Below are 19051 nucleotides of genomic sequence, written 5' to 3'. Positions count from 1 at the left end.
CCCACGGCCCCGCGAGCCCCGCCACGCGCTGGACCACCGGCAGCGCGCGGGCGAGCAGCGGACCCGCGCGGCGCAGCGCCGCGGCCCCCAGCTGGCCCGCCCGTCGCACTCCCCGGGCGATGCCGCGCGCGGCGCTGCGGATGCGCCGGGTGATGCGGCCGAGGAAGGCCTCGGCGTCATCCGCGTCCATGGACTCCAGCACGAAGGGGTTGAGCGTCCGCGCGAGCGTCACCGCGGCGGGGCCGGACACGAGGCGGTTGCTGGTGGCCGGCATGAACAGACCGCTGGCCGGGCTCGCCTCGAACCCGTCGAAGCCGTCCTCCTCCAGGAAGGCGTCCTCCGCTTCGGCCGCGGCGAACAGCTCCTCGAAGCCGTCATCCTCGAAGCCCGAGGGCTCGAAACCTGACGGCTCGAAGCCCGACGGCTCGAAGGGGTCCGCCTCGAAGCCCTCCGCCTCGAAGCCCTCCAGGTCGCTGAACTCGTCCGCCAGGTCCTCCAACTCCTGGAGGGCATCCGGTCCATCCCAGGCGTCCATGGCGTCGAGGGACTCCACATCGGACATGTACTCAGCGCTGGTCATCGCTTCCCCCTCGCAGGTGAGACCTCCACCCTTCACGGGCCGCAAGTTGGAGAAGGGACGCGGAGAGTGACAGTCACTCGTTTGAGCTAGTGCTGTCGGAATCCCGCGCGCGATGACCCTGGGAGAATCTGGACGCCGTCGAAGCCCGGCAGGGCGACGGAGGTCCGGGTGCGCCCGGCATGGAGGCCGGGCGCACGGTTCAACTCACCGGCTCAGTTCTTCACGCACGCGGCCTGGCCACCCGCGTCCTTGTACGTCTTCACGCGCTTCACCAGGTTGCCGCCGTCCGTCTCCGGCGTGGTCTGCTCGTTGTTGCCCGCGCCGAACAACATGCCCACGCCGCCCGCGGCGGCCACTTCGCCCGGGTGGGTGAGGAAGTAGTCCACGCGGTTGTCGCGCCACTGCTTGCCGCTGTTGGGCAGGGACATGTTGCCCACCGGCAGCTGCCACCAGATGTGCGGCTTGCCCAGCCGCGTGGAGACGGCCTTCGCCCAGGTGAAGGCCTGGTGGAAGTGCGGCAGCTTGCGGTTCTCCGGATCCCACCAGGCCGCGCTGCCCGTCGTCTTCTCGTACCAGCCCGCGTCGCGGTCGGACGCCTCCACCGTGACGAAGTCCGTGTCGCCCGCGCCCACGGACAGGAGGAAGTCCGCGACCTTGTTCGCCTCGCCCGCCACGTCGAACGACGCATCCGTATTCTGGGACACGTCCGTCTTCGTCGCCCACGCGCTCGCGTGCAGGCCCACCTTCGCGTTGGGCGCGTACTTGCGCACCATGGCGATCATGCACTTGCCCAGGCCCGCCCCGTTGTTCTCCTGGCTGCCGCAGTCCGTGGGGTTCGCCGCCTTCACCGCGGCCGGCGTGGACTGCGCCTTGCCGTCCTTGGGGAAGAACTGGAGATAGGCCCACATGTCCGGCTCGATTTGCAGCAGCGCCTTCTCCTGGCCCACCTGCTTCAGCAGGAAGCGCCAGTCCGCGAGGTAGCGCCCCAGGAACGCCGAATCGTTGAGCGCCTTCAGCTGCTGCTCGCCCTCCGTGTAGCCGCTGGCCTGGAAGGCCTCGTAGTAGGTGATGAAGGGAATCTGCCCGTTCGTCTGCGCGGCCTTGATGAAGTCGCGCACGTAGGCACCGGGCGGCTCCTGGTCGTACTGCCAGCAGCCCCACCACCCGCAGCCGCCACCGCTGTTGGAGCATGACGCGCCGTCGGACGTGCACCCGGACGCGCACGAGTTGCACGCGTCCTTCGAATCGAACAGGCCCGCCGCGATGTAGAGGTAGCGCACGTCGAAGGGCGCGGCCTTCGCGGTGTCGTCCTCCATCTGCGCGCCCACCAGCACCGTGCTCTTGCCCAGCGTGGTGAGGAACTTCGCGCCCAGGCACTCCGAGCCGTCGCCCGGCGTCACCCCGGGCCCATCCGTGCCCGGCCCGGGCTCACCACCCGGCTCACTCGAATCCGAACAGCCCGCCACGGCCAGCAGGCCCGCGGCGAGGAACGGCCAACACTTCCGACGAAACAGGGCAGGGGTCCGCATGATGTCCAGAACTCTACTCCGCCCCCGTCCTCCCATGCCCCTCACCGCTGGGAGCTTTTCCTAGCCTTGCATGGAAGTCTTGAGTCACGCTCGCCCCACCGGCCCACAGCCGGCCTTCCCCCTGAGGTGTGCGTGATGAAGCTCCGTTTGTGCGTGCTGCTGGTACCCGCGCTGCTGGCGGCCGGCTGCGGTCCCCTGGAGGAAACCCCCGAGCCGGTCATCGACGAGCTGACCGGGCAGGTGCTCCAGGAGGCGACGACGAAGTACGACATGCACCGCCTGCTGGAGGACTCGGACGTCACGGGTGGGGCGGGCATCACGCCGGCGCAGGTGCAGGCGTTCCTCCAGCAGCAGGGCTCGTACCTGGCGGGCTACACGGACCCGGCCTACGGCAAGACGGCGGCGACGCTCATCGTGGAGCGCTCACGCGCGAGCAACATCAGCCCGCTCTACATGCTGGCGCGCATCCAGGGCGAGTCCAGCCTCATCCAGAGCGGCACGTCCACCAACCTGAGCAAGGCCACGGGCTGTGGCTGTCCGGACGGCAGCGGCTGTGACGCGCAATACGTGGGCTTCGGCAAGCAGGTGGAGTGCGGTGCGAAGAAGATGCGCGGCTACCTCACCGACCTGGAGGCGGGCCGGGCCACCATCTCCGGCTGGAAGACGGGCGTGACGAAGTCCACGTCGGACCCGTGCTCGGTGAAGCCGGTGAACCACGCCACCGCGGCGCTCTACACGTACACGCCCTGGGTGGGCGCGTACGCCATCCAGTGCGGCCGCACCACGGTGGGCGGCTCGTCGCTGATGGCGTCCATCTACAACCGCTACAAGACGGCGTACGCGTGGACGCTCACCTCCGCGGAGGGCTGCTTCTCCGGCACGGTGGACGCCACGGTGCCGGAGGGCTCGTGCGTGCAGAGCTCGTCGGACGCGCTGTGGCGTCAGTGCTCGCAGGGCGTCTTCATTGGAGGCACCACCGCGAAGCCGTCCAACTGCAACGTGTCCTTCCCGTACTGCGCCTCCACGCGTCTGGGCCGCGGCGTGCCCCTTCGCACCTGCGTGCAGGTGAGCAGCACCCTCTGGCAGCAGTGCGGAGCGGAGGGGACGTGGCGGGACGCGCCGGGCGCGGGCTCCACGGGCGTGGGGCCCGTGGGCACGTGCTACGCGGCGTACTCGCTGTAGGGCGGTACACCGCCGCCCGGACGGGACGCCCTTGCGTCCGGGCAGTCAGTATTCCTTGGTCCAGATGAGGTCCAGGCCGCCGGAGCGCGCGTCGCCGTACATGCCTTCCAGGCTCCAGCGCGGGCTGAAGAGGTACTGGAAGCGCACGGCGTTGGCGTTCTCGCCCTTCTGGAGGTTGGCGCCCACGCGGCCGGTGTAGCCCACGTAGATTTTGTCCGTCACGTACGTGCCCACCTCCAGCTTGGTGCCGGCGATGCCGCTGTCACCCGCTTCGATGGAGAGCACGTCCAGGGGCAGCTTCGCGGCGATGGCCTTGCGCGCCTCGTTGGCGACGAACGAACCCACCACCGACGCGGCTTGCGCGCTCGCGTTCATGGACGCGCCGGAGCCGCGCTCCAGCGTGCGCCGGCCGGTGGCGAGCAGCGTGTAGATTTCAGACTCCGGCAGGGCCGGGTCGCTCGTCGTCTTCAGCGTCACTTCCTTGCCCTGGCCTCGCACGGTGACGAAGACGGTGACGTTCGCGTTGTCGTTGCGGTGCTCGGCGGTGACGTTGATGTACGGCATCATCACGGGGCCGGTGAAGCGCACCTGGCTGTCGCGCTGCACGTCGAAGCGGCGGCCCAGCACGTCCACGCGGCCCAGCAGCACCATCACCTCGCCGAACATGCGCGCCTCGTTGGCGTATTCGACGCGGAAGCCCTCGGACAGGCCCAACTGGACGTTGAGGTCCGTGCCGCGCACCCACAGGTTGCGAGGCGCGTTGATGTTCACCCAGAACTGACGCTGCGGGGGTCCCTCGTCCTCGCCTTCCTCCGCCAGGGCCTCCGCTTCCGCCTGTGACGTGGGGCCGCCCGCGCCGCCGCTGCCCAGCGTCGACTCCGGGTTGCCGGGCATGCCGGGCGAGTCCGGCGCGTTGCGCGGATTCTCCGCCTTCGGCGACGTGGCCACCTGCGTGGGTGCCTTCTCCTTCTTCTTGCGCTTGTCCACCGGCACGCCGTTGCGGACCATCACCACGTCCACGGGGCGCTCCAGGGGTTGCAGGTCCTTGCGCTTGGCCTCCGGCAGTTCGACGTGCGCCTCCGGGATGGACAGGTCGCTGATGTTCACCAGCCGCTCGGTGAGGCTGCCCTTCATGGACAGGTTCAGCGTCACGAGGGCCATGAGCTGGTCCTCCACCACGATGGGCAGGTTCTTGGTGTGGCCCTTGCCCTCCAGCACGAACTCGCCGCTCTTGCCCTGGCGGTTCGCGGTGGCCGTCAGCTCCAGCGTGCCGTTGCCGGACTTCGCGGTGAGCTTCTTGAGGTCGATGCGCTCCTGCGACGCGTTCAGCGCGAGCTGGATGTCGTGGTACTCGCCGAAGCCCTGCAGCCCCAGCCGGCCGTCCTTCCACTGCAGGTCGCCCTTGAAGGTCGGCGCGCCCACGGTGCCGCCCAGGTTCGCGTCCGCCTGCATGATGCCGCCCAGCGAGCGCACATACGGGGAGATGCCGGAGAGGAACGTCGGGTCGAAGCGGCGCGCGCGCAGCGACACCTCCACCGGCGCCCGCTCCGCCTTCTTCGCCGGCCCCTGCGCGGACTGGAACGCGGGCAGGGACAGGTCCAGGTCCATGGTGCCGCCCAGCAGCAGCGACCCGCCGCCGGGCGCGGTGAGCATCGCGTCGAAGAGGGACTTCGCCTGGGAGTAGGAGTAGTGCAGCCGAGCCTGGCCCAGCGCCGTCTGCGCGACGCCCAGACCCTGCATGCCCGCGTTCAGCTCCAGCTCCGGGGCCTCCGGCGTGCCACGCGCCACCAGCTCCATGGACAGCACGCCCTGCGGCCCGCGGTTGCCCTGCGCCGGCTCCACCGCCATGCCGGGAATCTCATTCAGGGGCACGGGCCCCACGCGTCCCTTCATGCGGAAGGGCACGCGGCTGACCACCTCGCGGTCCTGGAGCGCGGCCAGCGGCGCCATCACGCGCGCCTCCAGCGTGGCCAGCGGCCCATTGGGGCGCTGCACGTCCAGCGTCAGCTTCACGTCTTCGGTGCCCGCCAGCGCCAGCGCGGTGCCGTTGAGGGGCGGCAGGCCGTTGGCGGTGACGCCCTTGGCCTGCATCTCCACGCGGCCCTGCGGCGCGAGCGCGGAGCCACTCACGTCCGCCTTCAGCGTCACCGTGCCGCCCGGCTTGTCCACGCCCTCCGCGCCTTGGAGCAGCGTCAAGGGCAGCTCCGCCACCAGCGCCTCCAGGTGCAGCGGCGCCTCCAGCGCCTGCGCGGGCGTGGGCGGGTTCGCGATGACGCCGCCCAGCGTGAAGGGCGTCTTCACCAGGACGTAGGCCCGCGGCGCCACGCCCTTCACGTCCATCCGCGCGCTCAGCGTGGCGTCGTTCGCGTCGGAGTTCGCGTGCAGCTCGAAGCCCAGCGCCTTCGCGAAGAGGGCCTCCGGCCGGCCGGGGTAGCGCAGGTCCGCGCCCACCACCTTCAGGTCCAGGCGAGGGTCCTTCGCGGAGCCGTCCACCACCAGCGTGCCGGTGACCTGACCGGAAGGGCCGGGTGGCTGGTTCGCCAGCTTCAGCACCTCCGCGACGTCCAGCTTCTCCAGGTTCACCGTCAGGGACAGCGGCTCGTTGCGCCGGCGCAGCACACCCTGCACGGGCACGTCGAACTTCGAGGACACGCGCGCCGCGTTCAGCTCCGCGCCCAGCGTGCCGGTGGCGCGGTCCTTCACGTATCGCGCCTTCACCTGGAGCCCCAGGCCCTCGTAGCCGCGCGCCTTGCCGTCCGTCAGCGTGAGGTCCACGTCCGCGTCCGGCCGCGCCATCCGGCCCTTCGCCGCGACATGTCCGGACAGCGTGCCGCCCAGGCCCAGGTCCTCCGGCACCGCGATGCGCGGCAGCTTCGACAAGTCGAAGGCGCCCAGGTCGATGCGCGCGTCCACGCGCTCGCCGTCCTTCACCGCGGCGATCTTCAAGGTCTGCGGCCCCGACGCGAGAGCCAGCGGCGGTGCCAGCGCGATGCGCCCGCCACCGAAGGCCAGGTGCGTGGGCTGCTGGAGCGTCCACGTGGCCTCTGGCCAGGACAGCGAGAAGGCGCGCATGGCCAGCCCCTCGTTGTCCTCGTCCACCGTGCCCTCCACGCCCAGCGCGAGCTTCGCGTCGCCGTCCACGCGCACGCTGGCCTTCATCTCGCGGTTCTCGCCGGTGGTGAGCGCCAGGGACAGGTCGCGGAACGTCTTGCCCGCGGTCTTCAGCTCGCTCACCAGCACGGTGGCGTCGGTGGTGAGCGGACGGGTGACGTCCGGCACGCTCGCCTTCAGCGACAGGTCCTGGATGGCGATGTCGCCGTAGTTCAGCGCCACGAAGTTGCCGTCCGCCTTCACCCCCGGCGAGCGCGGCGGCCCCTTCACCTGGAGCTCCAGCGAACCGCTGCCGGACATGGGCGGCACGGTGCCGCCGGGCAGCAGCTTGTCGAGAGCCTGAGACAGGAGCTTCAGGTTGCCCGCGGACAGGCTGCCGCGAGCCTCCAGCGCCTTCGAGGTGCCTTCGCCAGACGCGACGAACGCCGCTCCCGGCATCATCACGCGCAGGTTGGCCACGTTGTAGCGGCCGTCCTTGGCGCTGGCCTTCATCTCGATGGGGCCCACCGACTGGCCCCGGAACTCGGACGGGGTCACCGTGAGGGCCACGTCGCCGTCCAGCGTCTCCACGCTGTCGCCACCGCCGTGCGCGATGAGGTCCGCGGCGATGTTGGTGGGGATGCCGTTCTCCATCAGCTCCGCCAGGTTGACCCCGCGCGCCTTCACGGTGGTCTCCGAGGTGCGGAACGTCTTGAGGTTCACGTCGCCCGTGAGGTCCAGCGTGGCCTTGCCCGCGGACGCGCCCAGCTGGGCCTTCGCGAGGTCGCCGTCCATGGACGCGGTGCCCTTCGCTTCAATGGGCACCACCAGCGGATACGCGGGCACGAAGGCCTTCACCGGCTCGGGCGGCACGGCCAGCCGGCGCAGCTCCACGGCCGCGGCTGTCTCACCAGTCTGCTTCGCACCCAGGTCCGCCTCGATGCCCGCGAGCCCCAGCTGCGCGTCCACCTGGCGCACCACGTCCTTGCCCTGTCCCTTCAACACCAGTCGCACCGGGCCCTTGAGCGGAAGGGTGAGGCCGCCGGTGGCTTGCAGGTCCGCCGCGAAGTCCATGTCCGCCAGCGCGTAGTGGCCTTCGCCCTTCGCGCCGAGCTCCTCCAGGCGAACCTGTCGCTCGCCGCCGTCGGGCAGCTCCTGCCGGAAGTCCACGTAGCCGTGGCTCAGCTCGAAGTCCTTGAGGTGGATGCGCAGGGCGCTCTTGCTCTCAGTGGGCGGCTCCTCGGGCTTGGGCTCCCGGGGCTCCAGCGCGCGCATCAGGTTGAGGCCGCGCTCGTCCTGCACCAGGTACAGGCGGGGCGTCTCGATGCGGACCTTGGTCAGGTCCACCTTCTGGCCCAGCAGCGGCGACAGGTTCAGCCGCGCCTCCACGCGGGCGATCTCCGCCGCCAGGTCACCTTCCGGCGTGTAGAGCTTGATGCCGGTGAGGACCGCGCCGTTGAGGTCCAGGTCGAACCCGCCCAGCTCCAGCCGGCCGGCGAACTGCTTGTTCGCCAGGTCCACGCCAAAGCGGGCGATGCGGGCGGAACCCCCGGGACTGGTGGCGTACACGAGCACGCCCGCCACCAGCAGGACGATGAGTCCCAGGAAGCCGAGCAGGCCCCACAGCAGCCGCCGTCCCCAGCGCTTGCGCCGGTGGGGCGGGGCGGTGGAGGCGGGGGTCGTGGGTTCGCTCAAAACGCCTCTCCGATGGAGATATGGACCGCGCAGAGCCCTTCCGGGGCACCCGCGTACGCTGCCTCGGCGGACGTCGAGGTCTTGTCGAACTTGCGTCCGAAGCCCAGGCATCCACCAGAGGACGGATAGATGTATCCGGGATCGCTGACGGGCAATCCCCGCCCGATGTTCAAGCGCCTGGCGATGTCCAGTCGGATGGGGCCCACCACTGTCAGGTAGCGCAGGCCGGCGCCCAGCGCGTGGTAGTGCTCGGGACCGAACAGCTTGGGGGCGTTCTTGCCGAACAGCGCCTCCGTGCCCACGAGGCCGGAGTCATAGAAGATGGCGAGCATCAGGCTGTCCGTGAGCATGTAGCGCAGCTCCACGGCGCTCTCGAAGAGGCTGTTGCCGCCCACGGGCACCGTGTCCCAGGAATCCAGGATGGGGTTGCCGTTCGCGTCCAACAGGACGTTGCCGTCGTCGTCCTTCTTGTAGGTGGGCGCCAGCGGCGTCATGGGGGACAGCCGCTGGCCGTTGAAGCCGCGCATCGCGGTGGCGCCGCCGGAGAAGAAGCGGGTGACGATGGAGCTCTGGCCGCCGCCCGCCGGGTCCAGCGTGCCCGCGCGCAGCTTCACCGCGAGCGTCAGGTCCTTCTTGTCTCCAAGGGAGTGGTAGTAGCGCAGGTCCGGCAACAGCCGGACGTAGTCGTACTGCCCGAAGAAGGGGCCGCCGCCCTTCTGGATGGAGAAGCCCAGGTAGTAGCCGTCGCGCGGCTCGGTGCGGTCGTCGCGCCGGTCCCAGGCGAACGCTACCTCCAGGAAGCTCAGCGCCTGGTCGCACCGCCCCGCCGTGTTCGGGCAGCCCAGGATGATGGGCGGGACGCTCTCGTCCAGGCTCACCTGCCCCGTCAGCCGGTAGAGCTGCAGGTTGTATGAGGGGAAGACGGAGAAGGACGGGTGGGGCGTCCAGATGACGCCCGTCTTGAGGTAGCCGCCGTAGAACGAATAGGCCTGCTGGAGGCCCTTCTCCGCGGTGACGGAGGCCTGCAGGGCCACGTCGCGGAAGAGGAAGCGCGGCTGCTCGAACTCCGTGGTGAAGCTGAAGATGGGGGCCTCAGCGGAGCCTTCGTCGTTGCGCAGGCTCGCCAGCACGTTGGGGATGAACGCGTAGCCCAGGCGTCCGCGCAGGGTGAGCCTTCGCAGGCCGCCGCGGAAGTTGCGGTTGGTCCACTCGCCCAGGACGCGGCCTTCCTGCCGCGCGGCATCCACGCCGATACCGCCGCCCAGCCGCAGCGAGTGGAAGGGCGACTCGCGCACGTCCACCACCACCGGCACCGTGGCGTTCTGCCGGTCCGGCGCGCCCCGGTTCACCTTCACCGCGCCGAAGACGCCCATGCGGAAGACGCGAGCCTGCGCCTCCGCCAGCGCCGCTTCACTGAAGTAGGCGCCCTTGATGACCGCGCCCTGCGCCTGCTCGATGATGCGGCGGGGCGGTACCTGCGGGTTCGCGTCCGTGGCGATGAAGATGTTGCCGAAGCGGTAGCGCAGGCCCGGGGCGATCTGCAGGTCCACCACGGCCTTCTGCGTGGCCACGTCCACGCGCACCTCGCCGCCCACCTCGGCCTCCGCATACCCCAGGTTCTTGAGCCGCTGCAGCACCAGGTCCTTGGTGGCCGCCCACGTCTCCTCGCGGAACACGTCTCCGGTCTTCACCGGCAGCTCCTCCAGGATGCGCTCCCGCTCGCGCAGCGAGGGCTGGTCCTTCCCCTGGAGCAGGGGCTCCAGGCCGTGCGTTTCGATGCGGTCGATGAGGGTGGGCGCGCCCTCGTTGACCACCACCTTGAGGCGCACGGCCTTGTCGCCGTCCGGGATGACCTCGTTGGACTCCACCTGCGCCTGGTAGAAGCCCTCCGCCTGGTAGAAGCGCTCGATGCGGCGCAGGTCCGCCTGCCACGCGTTGGTGTCGAAGTAGTGCACCTTGCCGAAGGGCCAGAACGCGTACCAGGGCGTGGAGGACGTGAGGATGCGGTCCTTGATGTCCCCGTCGTCCACCTTCTTCGTCCCCTCGATGTCCAGGGACTTCACCTTCGGGCCGGTGGGCTGATTGGAGGTGGTGGCGCACGCCGTCAGCAGCACGGTCAGCGCGAGGGGCACGGCGGAGCGGAATCGGAGGAGTCGGACGTCGGCCACGTCACGTTTCTTACTGGAAGGCCAGCCCCTGACGCGTTTCGCAATGTTTCTTTGTGCGGCGAATGTCGCATTCCGCGACCTCGGGGACGGGGTCAGTGTCCGCCAGCCCCCGCGCCCCGCCGTGGCGCGTGCAACCGGGCCCGGGGTGCGTCAGATTCGGGTCCCTATGGTCCGGCGAATCGCACTCTTGCTGTCGGCCACGCTGGTGCTGGTCACCGGCTGCGGCGTGAGCGAAGACGAAGTGGTCCAACTCAAGGAGGGAGAGAACCTCGCCGACACGCCCTACTGTGGCTCGGTCGGATGCGCGGATCCGCTCCGCTTCTGCGCGGAGCTGTTCCTGGAGTTCGGCCGCTCGCCGCCCCTGTGCGTCGTGGACAACATCTGCGACCGGTTGGAGTGCGCGAAGGCGGGCCGCCGCTGCGCCGTGTTCGACGGCTTCCCCGGCCAGGTGAAGTGCATCGAGGACAACGGCCAGCAGTAGGCGGCCGTCGTCCTCGAACCCCGGGGCAGCGGTCCCCGGGGGCGGATGCTTCAGGCTACCGGCGCGACGAGGCGGTGAGCCACGCCAGGCGCTCCGCGGCGTCCTTCGTCTGCGGCTCCGTGAGCAGCGCGTCCGTGTCCTGCGCGATGCGGTAGGCCCAGTTGGCGTCGCCCATGGTGCCGGGCAGGTTGATGCGGTCGCGGGTGCCCAGCACGTCCTGCCACGGCAGCACGCACAGGTCCGAGCCCGCGTTGAGCGCGGCGGCCAGCGTGGCGCGGTGGATGTCCGGGGTGAACTCGCGCGTCACCGCCACGCCCTGGAACTCAGGCCACGCGCGCGCGGCGTTCTGGCGCTCGTCGTCGCGCGCCTGCTCCCACCACTCCGCCTGCGGCTCCGTGTCGTGCGTGCCGGTGGTGACCAGCGACACGACGGGGAACTGGTGCGGGTCGCGGTAGGTGTTGTCGTCGCGCTCCCAGCGCAGCACCCGGTAGCCGGGCAGCTTCAGGTCCGCGAGGATTTGACGCACGAACGGGGGAATCACGCCCAGGTCCTCGGCGACGATGCCCGCGCCCTCCGACAGCAGCCGGAAGTGCTTCTCACCCTGGCGGCGCCAGGTGGGCTCGTCCCCGGGGACGAAGTAGCCGGTGGGGTTCTTCTCGTCGCGGATCCACTGGCGGAAGTAGCCCACCGCGTGGTCCACGCGGCGCAGGTCGTAGTAGCTGGCCGCCTTGGCCGCGCGCTTCTTCAGCCACGCGTAGTCGTCCTTCTCCATCGCGGCGAAGTCGAAGTAGGGCAGGCCCCAGTCCTGGCCCGTGGCGGAGAAGTCGTCCGGAGGCACGCCCAGGCGCGCGTCGCGGCGCAGGATGTCCGGGTGGGCCCAGCAGTCGGAGCTGTCCTGCCCGATGATGAAGGGCTCATCCCCGCACAGCAGCACGTCCTTCGCCTTCGCCTGCGCGCGGACCTGGTTCCACTGCGCCTCCGCCAGCCACTGGAGCCAGGCGTGGTAGCGCACGCGGCGCTCCATGCCTTCCTTCTGGATGGCGAGCAGCGCGTCCGGCTGGCGCGTGCTCAGGCCTTCGGGCCACTGCCACCAGGGACGGCGGTCTTCCTTCTCGCTGATGGCGGTGAAGAGGGCGTAGCTCTCCAGCCACTCGCCCTGCGCCTCGCGCCACTTCTGGAACTCCTGGGCGCGCGGCGTGCGCGGGGCCCACTCGTGCTTCTCGAAGTGGTCGAAGGCGCGCGCGAACGCGGCGTCCTTCAGCGGGAACACCAGGTCGTAGCGCACGCGCGCCGCGGCGCGGGCCTCCGCCAGCTGCTGCTTCTGCGCGTCGCTGAGCGCGCCCTCTGCGCCGGTGGCCTGGAACTCCGGCACCTGGTCCAGGTCGATGAACAGCGGGTTGAGACCGAACGCGGACCGCGTGGCGTACGGGCTGGGGTCGCCGGGCGCGGTGGGGAGCAGCGGCAGCACCATCAGCATGCGCTGACGCGCGGCCTTCATCCAGGAGAAGAGGCCGTCCATGGCACCGAAGTCACCGATGCCGAAGTCCGTTCGCGAACGCAGGGAGAAGAGGGGCAGCAGGAGACCGGAGAGCCGGCCAGGAGTGGACATGGTGCGGCACAATCTGCCCCAGCCCCGGGCCGGTGTGAACTGCCGTCGCCCGGGTGTTCACCCGTGCCTGCTTGTCTGGCTCGCGGAGGTTGTCTGGTGAAAGTTGGACGGGGCGCGGCGCCTTTCGGAAGGGGGGCGAAGTCCAGGCCGACCTCGGCGGCGTCCCCCCCCTGCCGTGAGCCCCGCCCCGGACTCGCTGGGGCGTGACCGGGTGTGTCATGTCCCCACGTCGCGCTGGCTGGCCGTGTCGGCCCCCAACTGGCGCGCAATCATGGAGACGATGCGCGCGGCGTCCTCGAAGCGGGAGCGCGTCACGCCGACGACGGTCTGGGGCCACATGCACTCCACGCGGCCGTGGGTGCACCGCACGACGAACGCCGTTCGTTGGAGCAGCAGCGCGCGGACCTCCGCGGGGAGCTGCGTCCGCACCCATCCCGAGGGGTCCTCGACTTGGAAGAGCGCCTCGAACGTTCGCGGGCCGGGCTCCCAGACCGGGTCCCAGCGAAAGGAGAACGGTTCCGCCATCTCGCGCGGCGACAGGCGGAACTCCACTTCCGTCGCGACCCGGGCCTGGACCCGCCAGTAGGCCAGGAGATGAATCATCCCAGGCCCCCGGTCATCGAACTCGCCGGATGAGGCCTGGAAGCTCTTGAAGTAGATGGTGAGCTCGACGCCATCCCTGGTGACGCACACTCGCTCGTGGCGCTCGGGCGCGCGCCCCTGTTCCGGATTTCGGAGCGAGTCCATCAGGCCTTGCGGCGTCGCTGGCACGACAGCCCCCGAGAAGGCGCGGGCGAGCGTGGGCAGAACCTGGTCCTCCGCGATGCGGTCTTCGTCCGGGATGGCGGCGTCGATGGCGGCGCGCAATCGCTTCGAACGACGGACCCGTTTGCGATCCCAGACGATGCCGTACCCGCCGACCCCGAGCGCGACGCAGCCCAGGGCGAGCTCCCCGGCGCTCACGTTCCCTTCGAGCAGGCCGATGAGGGGGACGAGGCCGTACAGGAACGGGAAGTACCCGGCGAAGAGCCCGAACACACCCTCCGGGCCAACGAACAGCGGCGCCTCCTTCGGCGTGCAGGCGGGAGGGACACCGTTGGGCGTGGAGTCGGTCTCTTCGGTCATGGAGGGGGCTCCTCTGCTCGTCTCCTGGGGGCTCTGTCCACCTCGCGGTACTGCTCGAAGCACCACCCCGCCAGGGACTCAGGACGGGGTGGCGCGAACGCCTCAGAGCTGTGCGCCGAGCAGGTTCACCCGGCGCTTGCGGCTGCCGTCGGCGAACACCTCCACCGGCCAGCCGCTGCCTGCGCTCTCGCCGTTGGTGTACTTCCAGAACCGCATCAGGTTGCCCGGCTTGATGCCCCCGGCCGCGAAGCGCGGCACGGTGAGCGGCGCGGGAGCCCCGGTCACCGTCTGATCACTCACCTTCTTGCAGGCCCTCCGGTACCGCACGTTGCCTCCGGGCGTGACGTACCAGATCTCCTTCGTGTCGAAGCACTCGTACACCGGCTCCTTGCGCGTCTCCTTCTTGAACGTGATGAGCACCTGGTTTCCCTTGGGCGTCACCTTCGCCACGACGCCGCTGGGCAGCCGGGTCGGGTCCATCGGCGAGTCCTCGGTGTGCACGCTCATCCCCAGGCTCGGGAGCTGCACGGCGGGGCTCGCCAGGTCCGTGAGGCCGCTCGTGCCGCGGCTCTCGTTGGCGCCATTGACCATGCCCTGGACCGAGGCGGAGATGGGACCGCGCTGCACCAGGGTCCGACTCAGGTAGTACTCGAAGACCCGCTCCATCACGGGCGCCTCCTTGTCGTTGAGGCCACACAGGGTGAGGCCGTACGCGAGCGAGGAGCCGAGATAGCCCCCCATCGTCATCTCCTGCACGGAGGTGGAGGGGTTCGCCTTGGCGTGGTCTCGCGCCCACCCCTGGAAGGCCGGGAACAATTGACTGGCGCAGCCGGTCATCCCTCCGGGCGTGTCCGTCCGCTTCGCCTCCAGGGCCAGCACCGACTCGAAGACGGCCTTGTTCGCGGCGGCCTCCTTGGCCCACTGCGCGCGGGCGGCCTCGGGGCCCTTGAAGAACATGGCGGCCACCGCCTTGTCCTTCTTCGCGGCGTCCTCGATGAAGCGCTGGCGCTCCGCGAACTCCGCCATGGCGCCGCGGAAGGTCAGCACCGCCCGCATCTCCGCCTCCTCGGGCAGGTCCATGGCCGCGAGCTGCCGCCGGAACGCCGCGTCATCCAGGGTGACGCCGGACGCGTTGACCCAGTTGCGGTAGTAGCGCAGGTCCTTTCGCGTGGACTCGCCCAGGGCGCGGAAGTTGGTCATCTGGGACTTCACGAAGACGGCCTTCGCGAGCTCGCTGTCGAAGCCACCCTCGTAGTCAACCACCCAGACCGCGGGCTCCTCGCGGCGATGCTGCGAGCCGAGCACCGAGCGATTCTCCTGCGTGTTCCAGTCGCCGCAGCCCACGCCGATGCGCTCGAGCGAGCGAATCAGGCGCAGGTTCTCGGGGCCGGTCGTGATGGGGGCCAGCTTCTGGCAGACGGGGTTGTCATTCATGCTGGGCGCCTGGTAGCGCCCGCCCTGTCCATACGTCTTCGCGGCCAGCTTCATCAGCCGCTCGTTGTCGGCGAGCGTGAGGCCATGCTGGTTGCTCAGGCTCTGCCGCACCGCCTGGACCCACGCGCGGCGCCCTTCGTCGCCAGGGCTCTCGCAGCTGTAGAGCACCAGGTCGCGCATCTCCCCCAGCGTCATCCCGTTGAAGTACCCCGACGCCAGCTCGAGGGAGTCGGGCGTGGAGGAGAGCTTCTCCGTCACGCCGTCGCACCAGGTCGGCGCGCCGGAGGGCACGGCCTCCGCTGGAGCGGCGGGTTCGACCTTGGGGGCCGGCGTCGCCGCGAGCGCGTCGCCGAAGCCTAGCGAGAGGAGGGTCGCGAGGAGGAGGTTCGCCTGTTTCATGGTTGCGGGGAGTCCTTTGCGGTGGGGGGGCGGTATCCCCAGGGAGCAGGAAGCGGCCGGGGACGCCCGATGGGTCGGGTGGCTTGGCGCGCTTCCAGGACTGGCTCGCCCCTCTCCAAGGCCCGATGCCCGCGAGGGGGATGGCTCCCCGTTTCGCTGAGCGTGTCGGTGGATTCGTACTTCAGGGATGGTTTGAAACGCAACAGTCGGGCCTGGATCCGCACAGGGCCGGCGGAAGGAAACCAGCCCCTTCGGAGGGTTGTGCATGAGGCCTTCCGCCATCATCCTCCGCGCCCGGACAAGCCCCTCGCCCATGAGCCCCCTTCCTCTGTCCTTCTACGCGCGGCCCACCCTGGAGGTAGCGCGCGACCTGCTGGGCACCCTGCTGGTGGTGGACGGCGTCCGGGGCCGGCGCGTGGGCCGCATCGTGGAGGTGGAGGCCTACCTGGGCGAGCACGACCTGGCGTGTCATTCGTCCAAGGGCCGCACGCCGCGCACGGAGGTGATGTTCGGGCCGGCGGGGCGCTCGTACGTCTACCTCATCTATGGAATGCACCACTGCTTCAACGTGGTGACGGACGCGCCCGGGGTGGCCGCGGCGGTGCTGGTGCGGGGTGTGGAGCCGGTGGAGGGCATCCCGCCCGGCGAGCGGACGGACGGGCCGGGAAAGCTGTGCCGGGTGATGGGGCTGAACCTGAACCACAACGGCCTCACGCTGGACTCGGAGGGGCTGTACCTGTCGCTGGGGACCCCGGTTCCGGACGCGCGGGTGGAGCGGGGGCCTCGTATTGGCGTGGAGTACGCCGGGGCGTGGGCCGCTGAACCCTTCCGGCTGTGGGACCGGGACAGTGGACACGTCAGCCGCTTCGTCTCCCGGCGGCCTCGCCGTCGGCCTTGACGCGGAACCTTTCGACTGGTTGGGTGGGAAACGTCATGTCCCACGAGGCTCCCCAGGAAGAAGACCGGCAGGAAGAAGACCGGCGGCTCCTGATGCGGGCCCAGGACGGTGACGTGTCCGCCTTCGAGGCCCTGGTGGGCCTGCACCAGGACCGGGTGTACGGCCTGGCGCTGCGGATGACGCGCTCGGAAGCGGACGCGGCGGAAATCACCCAGGACACCTTCCTGTCCGCCTACCAACACCTGAAGGACTTCCGGGGCGAGGCGGCCTTCGGGTCCTGGGTGCACCGCATCGCGGCCAACCACGCCCTCATGCGCCTGCGTCACCGGCGGGTGGCCCAGGCGGCCGAGTCCGAGCTCCAGACCCCTGAGTTCACGGAGCGGGGGACCCTGGCGGACTACCCCGTCTCGGACTGGAGCCGGGACGCCGAGGAGAAGGCGCTGGACGCGGAGCTGGGGCAGGCCATCCAGCAGGCGGCCGACCGGTTGCCGGAGGGCTACCGGGAAGTCTTCCTCTTGAAAGACGTGGATGGCCTCAGCTACGAACAGATCGCAGAGGTGACGGGGGATTCCATCCCCGCCATCAAGAGCCGCCTGCACCGGGCACGGCTCGCGCTGCGAGAAGCCATCGACCTGTTCTACAACCGGGACAATCGCGGGGTGTGAAACCCCCAGGGCGCCTCGGCATCTTCGAACAGGAACGAGGGGAGCCGCAGCCAGCCGAGGTTCGGATGTATACCTGCAAAGATTCCATCAACCTCCTGCTTGAGTTCCTTGAGGGCGAAATGCCCGAGGAGGAGGCGCGGCACCTGCAGGAGCACCTGTCGGGCTGTAAGCCCTGCGAGGAATTCCTCAGCACCTATCGGGCGACTCCCGGCCTGTGCAAGCGCGCCATGGCGCTGAAGATGCCTCGGGAAGTGTCAGCGAAGCTGACCGAGTTCCTGCGCTCGAAGATCAAGTCCTGCTCGTGAACCTGAAACAACTGTCGCTGCCGGAGCTGGAAGCAGCGCTCGCGCCGGCCCAGCCGTCCGCGACCGCGGTGCGCAAGGTGTTCGCGGGCGTCTTCGCCCACGCCCGTCCCACGGTGGATGCCGTCGCGCTGGCGCCCCAGGTGCCGCGCAGGGTCGCGGACCTGCTCCGCGCCCAGGCGGAGATGCCGTCCCTCAAGGTTGTCGAGCGGCGGCAGGCGGAAGACGGCTTCGTGAAGTACCTCTTCGAGTCGCCGCTGGGCGGCCGCATCGAGGCGGTGCGCATCCCCATCTTCGAGGAGAAGTACGTCGTCTGTGTGTCCAGCCAGGTGGGCTGTGCGCTGGCGTGCGACTTCTGCATGACGGGCAAGCTGGGCTTCCAGCGGAATCTCCAGACCTGGGAGATCCTGGATCAGGTGATGCAGGTGCGCGCGGAGGCGGACCGGCGCGTGGGCGGCGTGGTGTTCATGGGGATGGGCGAGCCGCTGCTGAACTACAAGGAGACCATCCGCGCGGCGCAGATCCTGTCGCACCCGGCGGGGTTCTCCATCTCCGGCACGGCCATCACGTTCTCCACGGCGGGGCACGTGCCCGCGATTCGCCGCTACACGAAGGAAGGGCACCCGTTCCGCCTGGCGTTCAGCGTGACGAGCGCCATCCCGGAGAAGCGCGCGAAGGTGCTCCCCATCGAGAAGACGCACCCGCTGCCGGAGTTGATTCAAGCCATCCGCGAGTACAGCGAGGCGCGGCGCGAGCGGGCGATGATTGCCTACGTGGCCATCCAGGGCTTCAACCTGGAGCGCGAGGACGCGGAGGCGCTGAAGGCGGCGTTCGAGGGCATCCCCATCAAGGTGGACCTCATCGACGTGACGGATCCGACGGGCAAGTACCTGCCGCCCACGGCGGAGGAGTTGAGCGCGTTCCGGGACCACCTGCAGATTCTGAAGGCGCCCATCGCGCGGCGCTATTCGGGTGGCAAGGAGATTGGCGCGGCGTGCGGCACGCTGGCGGCGAGCCAGTACGGCGGCACGGTGCTGCCGACGCCCGCGGCTTCGCCCCGGCAGGCCTGACGTCCGCTTCCGCGCATGTTCACCGCCGCGCGGCTGGTGGAGACCACGGGTTCCGCCGGGAGGGGAGACGACTTAAGTCTCGCGCGGAGGGCTTCCGGGTCTGGAGGGCACCGCACGGATGTGGATCGAGCACGTCGACAAGCTGATTGGGGCGCTGGGGCCGTTCGGGTTCCTGGTGCTCGGCGTGGCGGCGATGCTGGAGTACGTGGTGCCGCCGTTCCCCGGGGACACCATCGTGCTCATGGGCGGCGTCTACGCCGTGCGCGGGGTGAAGCCCTGGTGGCTGGTGCTCGCGGTGGTGACGGCGGGCAGCGTGGTGGGCGCGTTCATCAACTACGCGGTGGGCCAGTGGCTGGCGAAGCGCTTCGAGGAGCAGCCGGGGCGCTCCTTCTTCGGGCTCACGCACGCGCGGCTGGAGCAGGTGCAGGCGCGGATGCGGCACGCGGGGCCGTGGCTGCTGCTGGTGAACCGGTTCCTGCCGGGCATCCGGGGCGTCATCTTCATCGCGGCGGGAGCGGCGCGCATGCCGCGCTTCAACGCGCTGGTGCTGGGCTCCATCTCCGCGCTGGCGCACAGCGGACTCATCCTGGCGCTGGGCATGGCGGTGGGCGGCAACCTGGAGCGGCTGACGGTGCTGGTGTCGCGCTACCAGTACGCGGTCATCGGGCTGCTCGTGGTGGCGGCGCTGGCGTTCGGTGTGCGGGCGCTGACGCGACGGCGTGAGTCGGCCGTGGAACCGTAGCGAGCCCGGTCGGGCATGAAAATGTGCGGGGACGACCCGCCAGGGTGGGGCGCACGTTGCGCGGGCCCGGGGTGGCGCGGTT

At 70.0% G+C, this 19051-nt stretch carries 13 protein-coding genes and 1 pseudogene; 7 read left to right on the top strand and 7 right to left on the bottom strand.

The window, feature by feature from the left end:
- A pseudogene (locus D7V77_RS06070) lies at positions 1-580 on the bottom strand (hypothetical protein); the annotation flags it as partial.
- Positions 581-792: 212 nt separating this feature from the next.
- The gene (locus tag D7V77_RS06065) at positions 793-2109 is read right to left on the bottom strand and encodes a hypothetical protein (protein ID WP_233596718.1); all 1317 of its coding nucleotides are present in this window, start codon (positions 2107-2109) and stop codon (positions 793-795) included.
- A 135-nt stretch (positions 2110-2244) separates the two neighbouring features.
- Here D7V77_RS06065 and D7V77_RS06060 point away from each other — a divergent pair, with 135 nt between their 5' ends.
- Positions 2245-3291, top strand: coding sequence for a hypothetical protein (locus D7V77_RS06060; RefSeq protein WP_120575315.1), 1047 nt, complete (start codon positions 2245-2247; stop codon positions 3289-3291).
- A 45-nt stretch (positions 3292-3336) separates the two neighbouring features.
- Here D7V77_RS06060 and D7V77_RS06055 read toward each other — a convergent pair whose 3' ends face one another.
- Entirely contained in the window at positions 3337-8076 is a 4740-nt protein-coding gene (locus D7V77_RS06055) for a translocation/assembly module TamB (protein ID WP_120575314.1), read from the bottom strand.
- On the bottom strand, positions 8073-10244 hold the full coding sequence (locus tag D7V77_RS06050) for an outer membrane protein assembly factor (RefSeq protein ID WP_233596717.1): 2172 nt from the start codon (positions 10242-10244) through the stop codon (positions 8073-8075). Before D7V77_RS06050 ends, D7V77_RS06055 begins: the two co-directional genes overlap by 4 nt.
- A 166-nt stretch (positions 10245-10410) precedes the next feature.
- On the opposite strand from D7V77_RS06050, the gene D7V77_RS06045 reads away from it, so the two are divergent.
- A complete protein-coding gene (locus D7V77_RS06045; RefSeq protein WP_120575313.1) occupies positions 10411-10725 on the top strand; it encodes a hypothetical protein in 315 nt (104 codons plus the stop codon).
- 55 nt (positions 10726-10780) lie between these two features.
- Here D7V77_RS06045 and D7V77_RS06040 read toward each other — a convergent pair whose 3' ends face one another.
- The 3 genes from D7V77_RS06040 to D7V77_RS06030 form a co-directional block, all read right to left on the bottom strand.
- On the bottom strand, positions 10781-12334 hold the full coding sequence (locus D7V77_RS06040; protein WP_120575312.1) for a 4-alpha-glucanotransferase: 1554 nt from the start codon (positions 12332-12334) through the stop codon (positions 10781-10783).
- A gap of 216 nt (positions 12335-12550) precedes the next feature.
- Positions 12551-13459, bottom strand: coding sequence for a hypothetical protein (locus D7V77_RS06035; protein WP_120575311.1), 909 nt, complete (start codon positions 13457-13459; stop codon positions 12551-12553).
- Between the two features lie 102 nt (positions 13460-13561).
- Positions 13562-15292 (bottom strand): hypothetical protein, encoded by a 1731-nt coding sequence (locus tag D7V77_RS06030; protein ID WP_120575310.1) that lies wholly within the window; start codon positions 15290-15292, stop codon positions 13562-13564.
- A gap of 313 nt (positions 15293-15605) precedes the next feature.
- Here D7V77_RS06030 and D7V77_RS06025 point away from each other — a divergent pair, with 313 nt between their 5' ends.
- From D7V77_RS06025 to D7V77_RS06005, 5 genes are all read left to right on the top strand, one after another.
- On the top strand, positions 15606-16190 hold the full coding sequence (locus tag D7V77_RS06025) for a DNA-3-methyladenine glycosylase (RefSeq protein WP_120575319.1): 585 nt from the start codon (positions 15606-15608) through the stop codon (positions 16188-16190).
- A gap of 35 nt (positions 16191-16225) precedes the next feature.
- Positions 16226-16855, top strand: a complete 630-nt coding sequence (locus D7V77_RS06020) for an RNA polymerase sigma factor (RefSeq protein WP_120575309.1) — start codon at positions 16226-16228, stop codon at positions 16853-16855.
- Between the two features lie 65 nt (positions 16856-16920).
- Positions 16921-17160: an anti-sigma factor gene (locus D7V77_RS06015; protein ID WP_014399836.1), complete on the top strand. Its 240-nt coding sequence runs from the start codon at positions 16921-16923 to the stop codon at positions 17158-17160.
- Complete coding sequence (locus tag D7V77_RS06010; RefSeq protein ID WP_120575308.1) at positions 17157-18227, top strand: radical SAM protein; 1071 nt, start codon at positions 17157-17159, stop codon at positions 18225-18227. The genes D7V77_RS06015 and D7V77_RS06010 overlap by 4 nt, the downstream gene beginning before the upstream one ends.
- A gap of 118 nt (positions 18228-18345) precedes the next feature.
- Complete coding sequence (locus D7V77_RS06005) at positions 18346-18969, top strand: DedA family protein (RefSeq protein WP_120575307.1); 624 nt, start codon at positions 18346-18348, stop codon at positions 18967-18969.
- The last annotated feature ends 82 nt before the right edge of the window (positions 18970-19051 follow it).

This window comes from Corallococcus sp. CA041A (assembly GCF_003612075.1).
GTDB lineage: Bacteria > Myxococcota > Myxococcia > Myxococcales > Myxococcaceae > Corallococcus > Corallococcus exiguus.
This window is presented reverse-complemented; position numbering and strand designations above follow the sequence as displayed.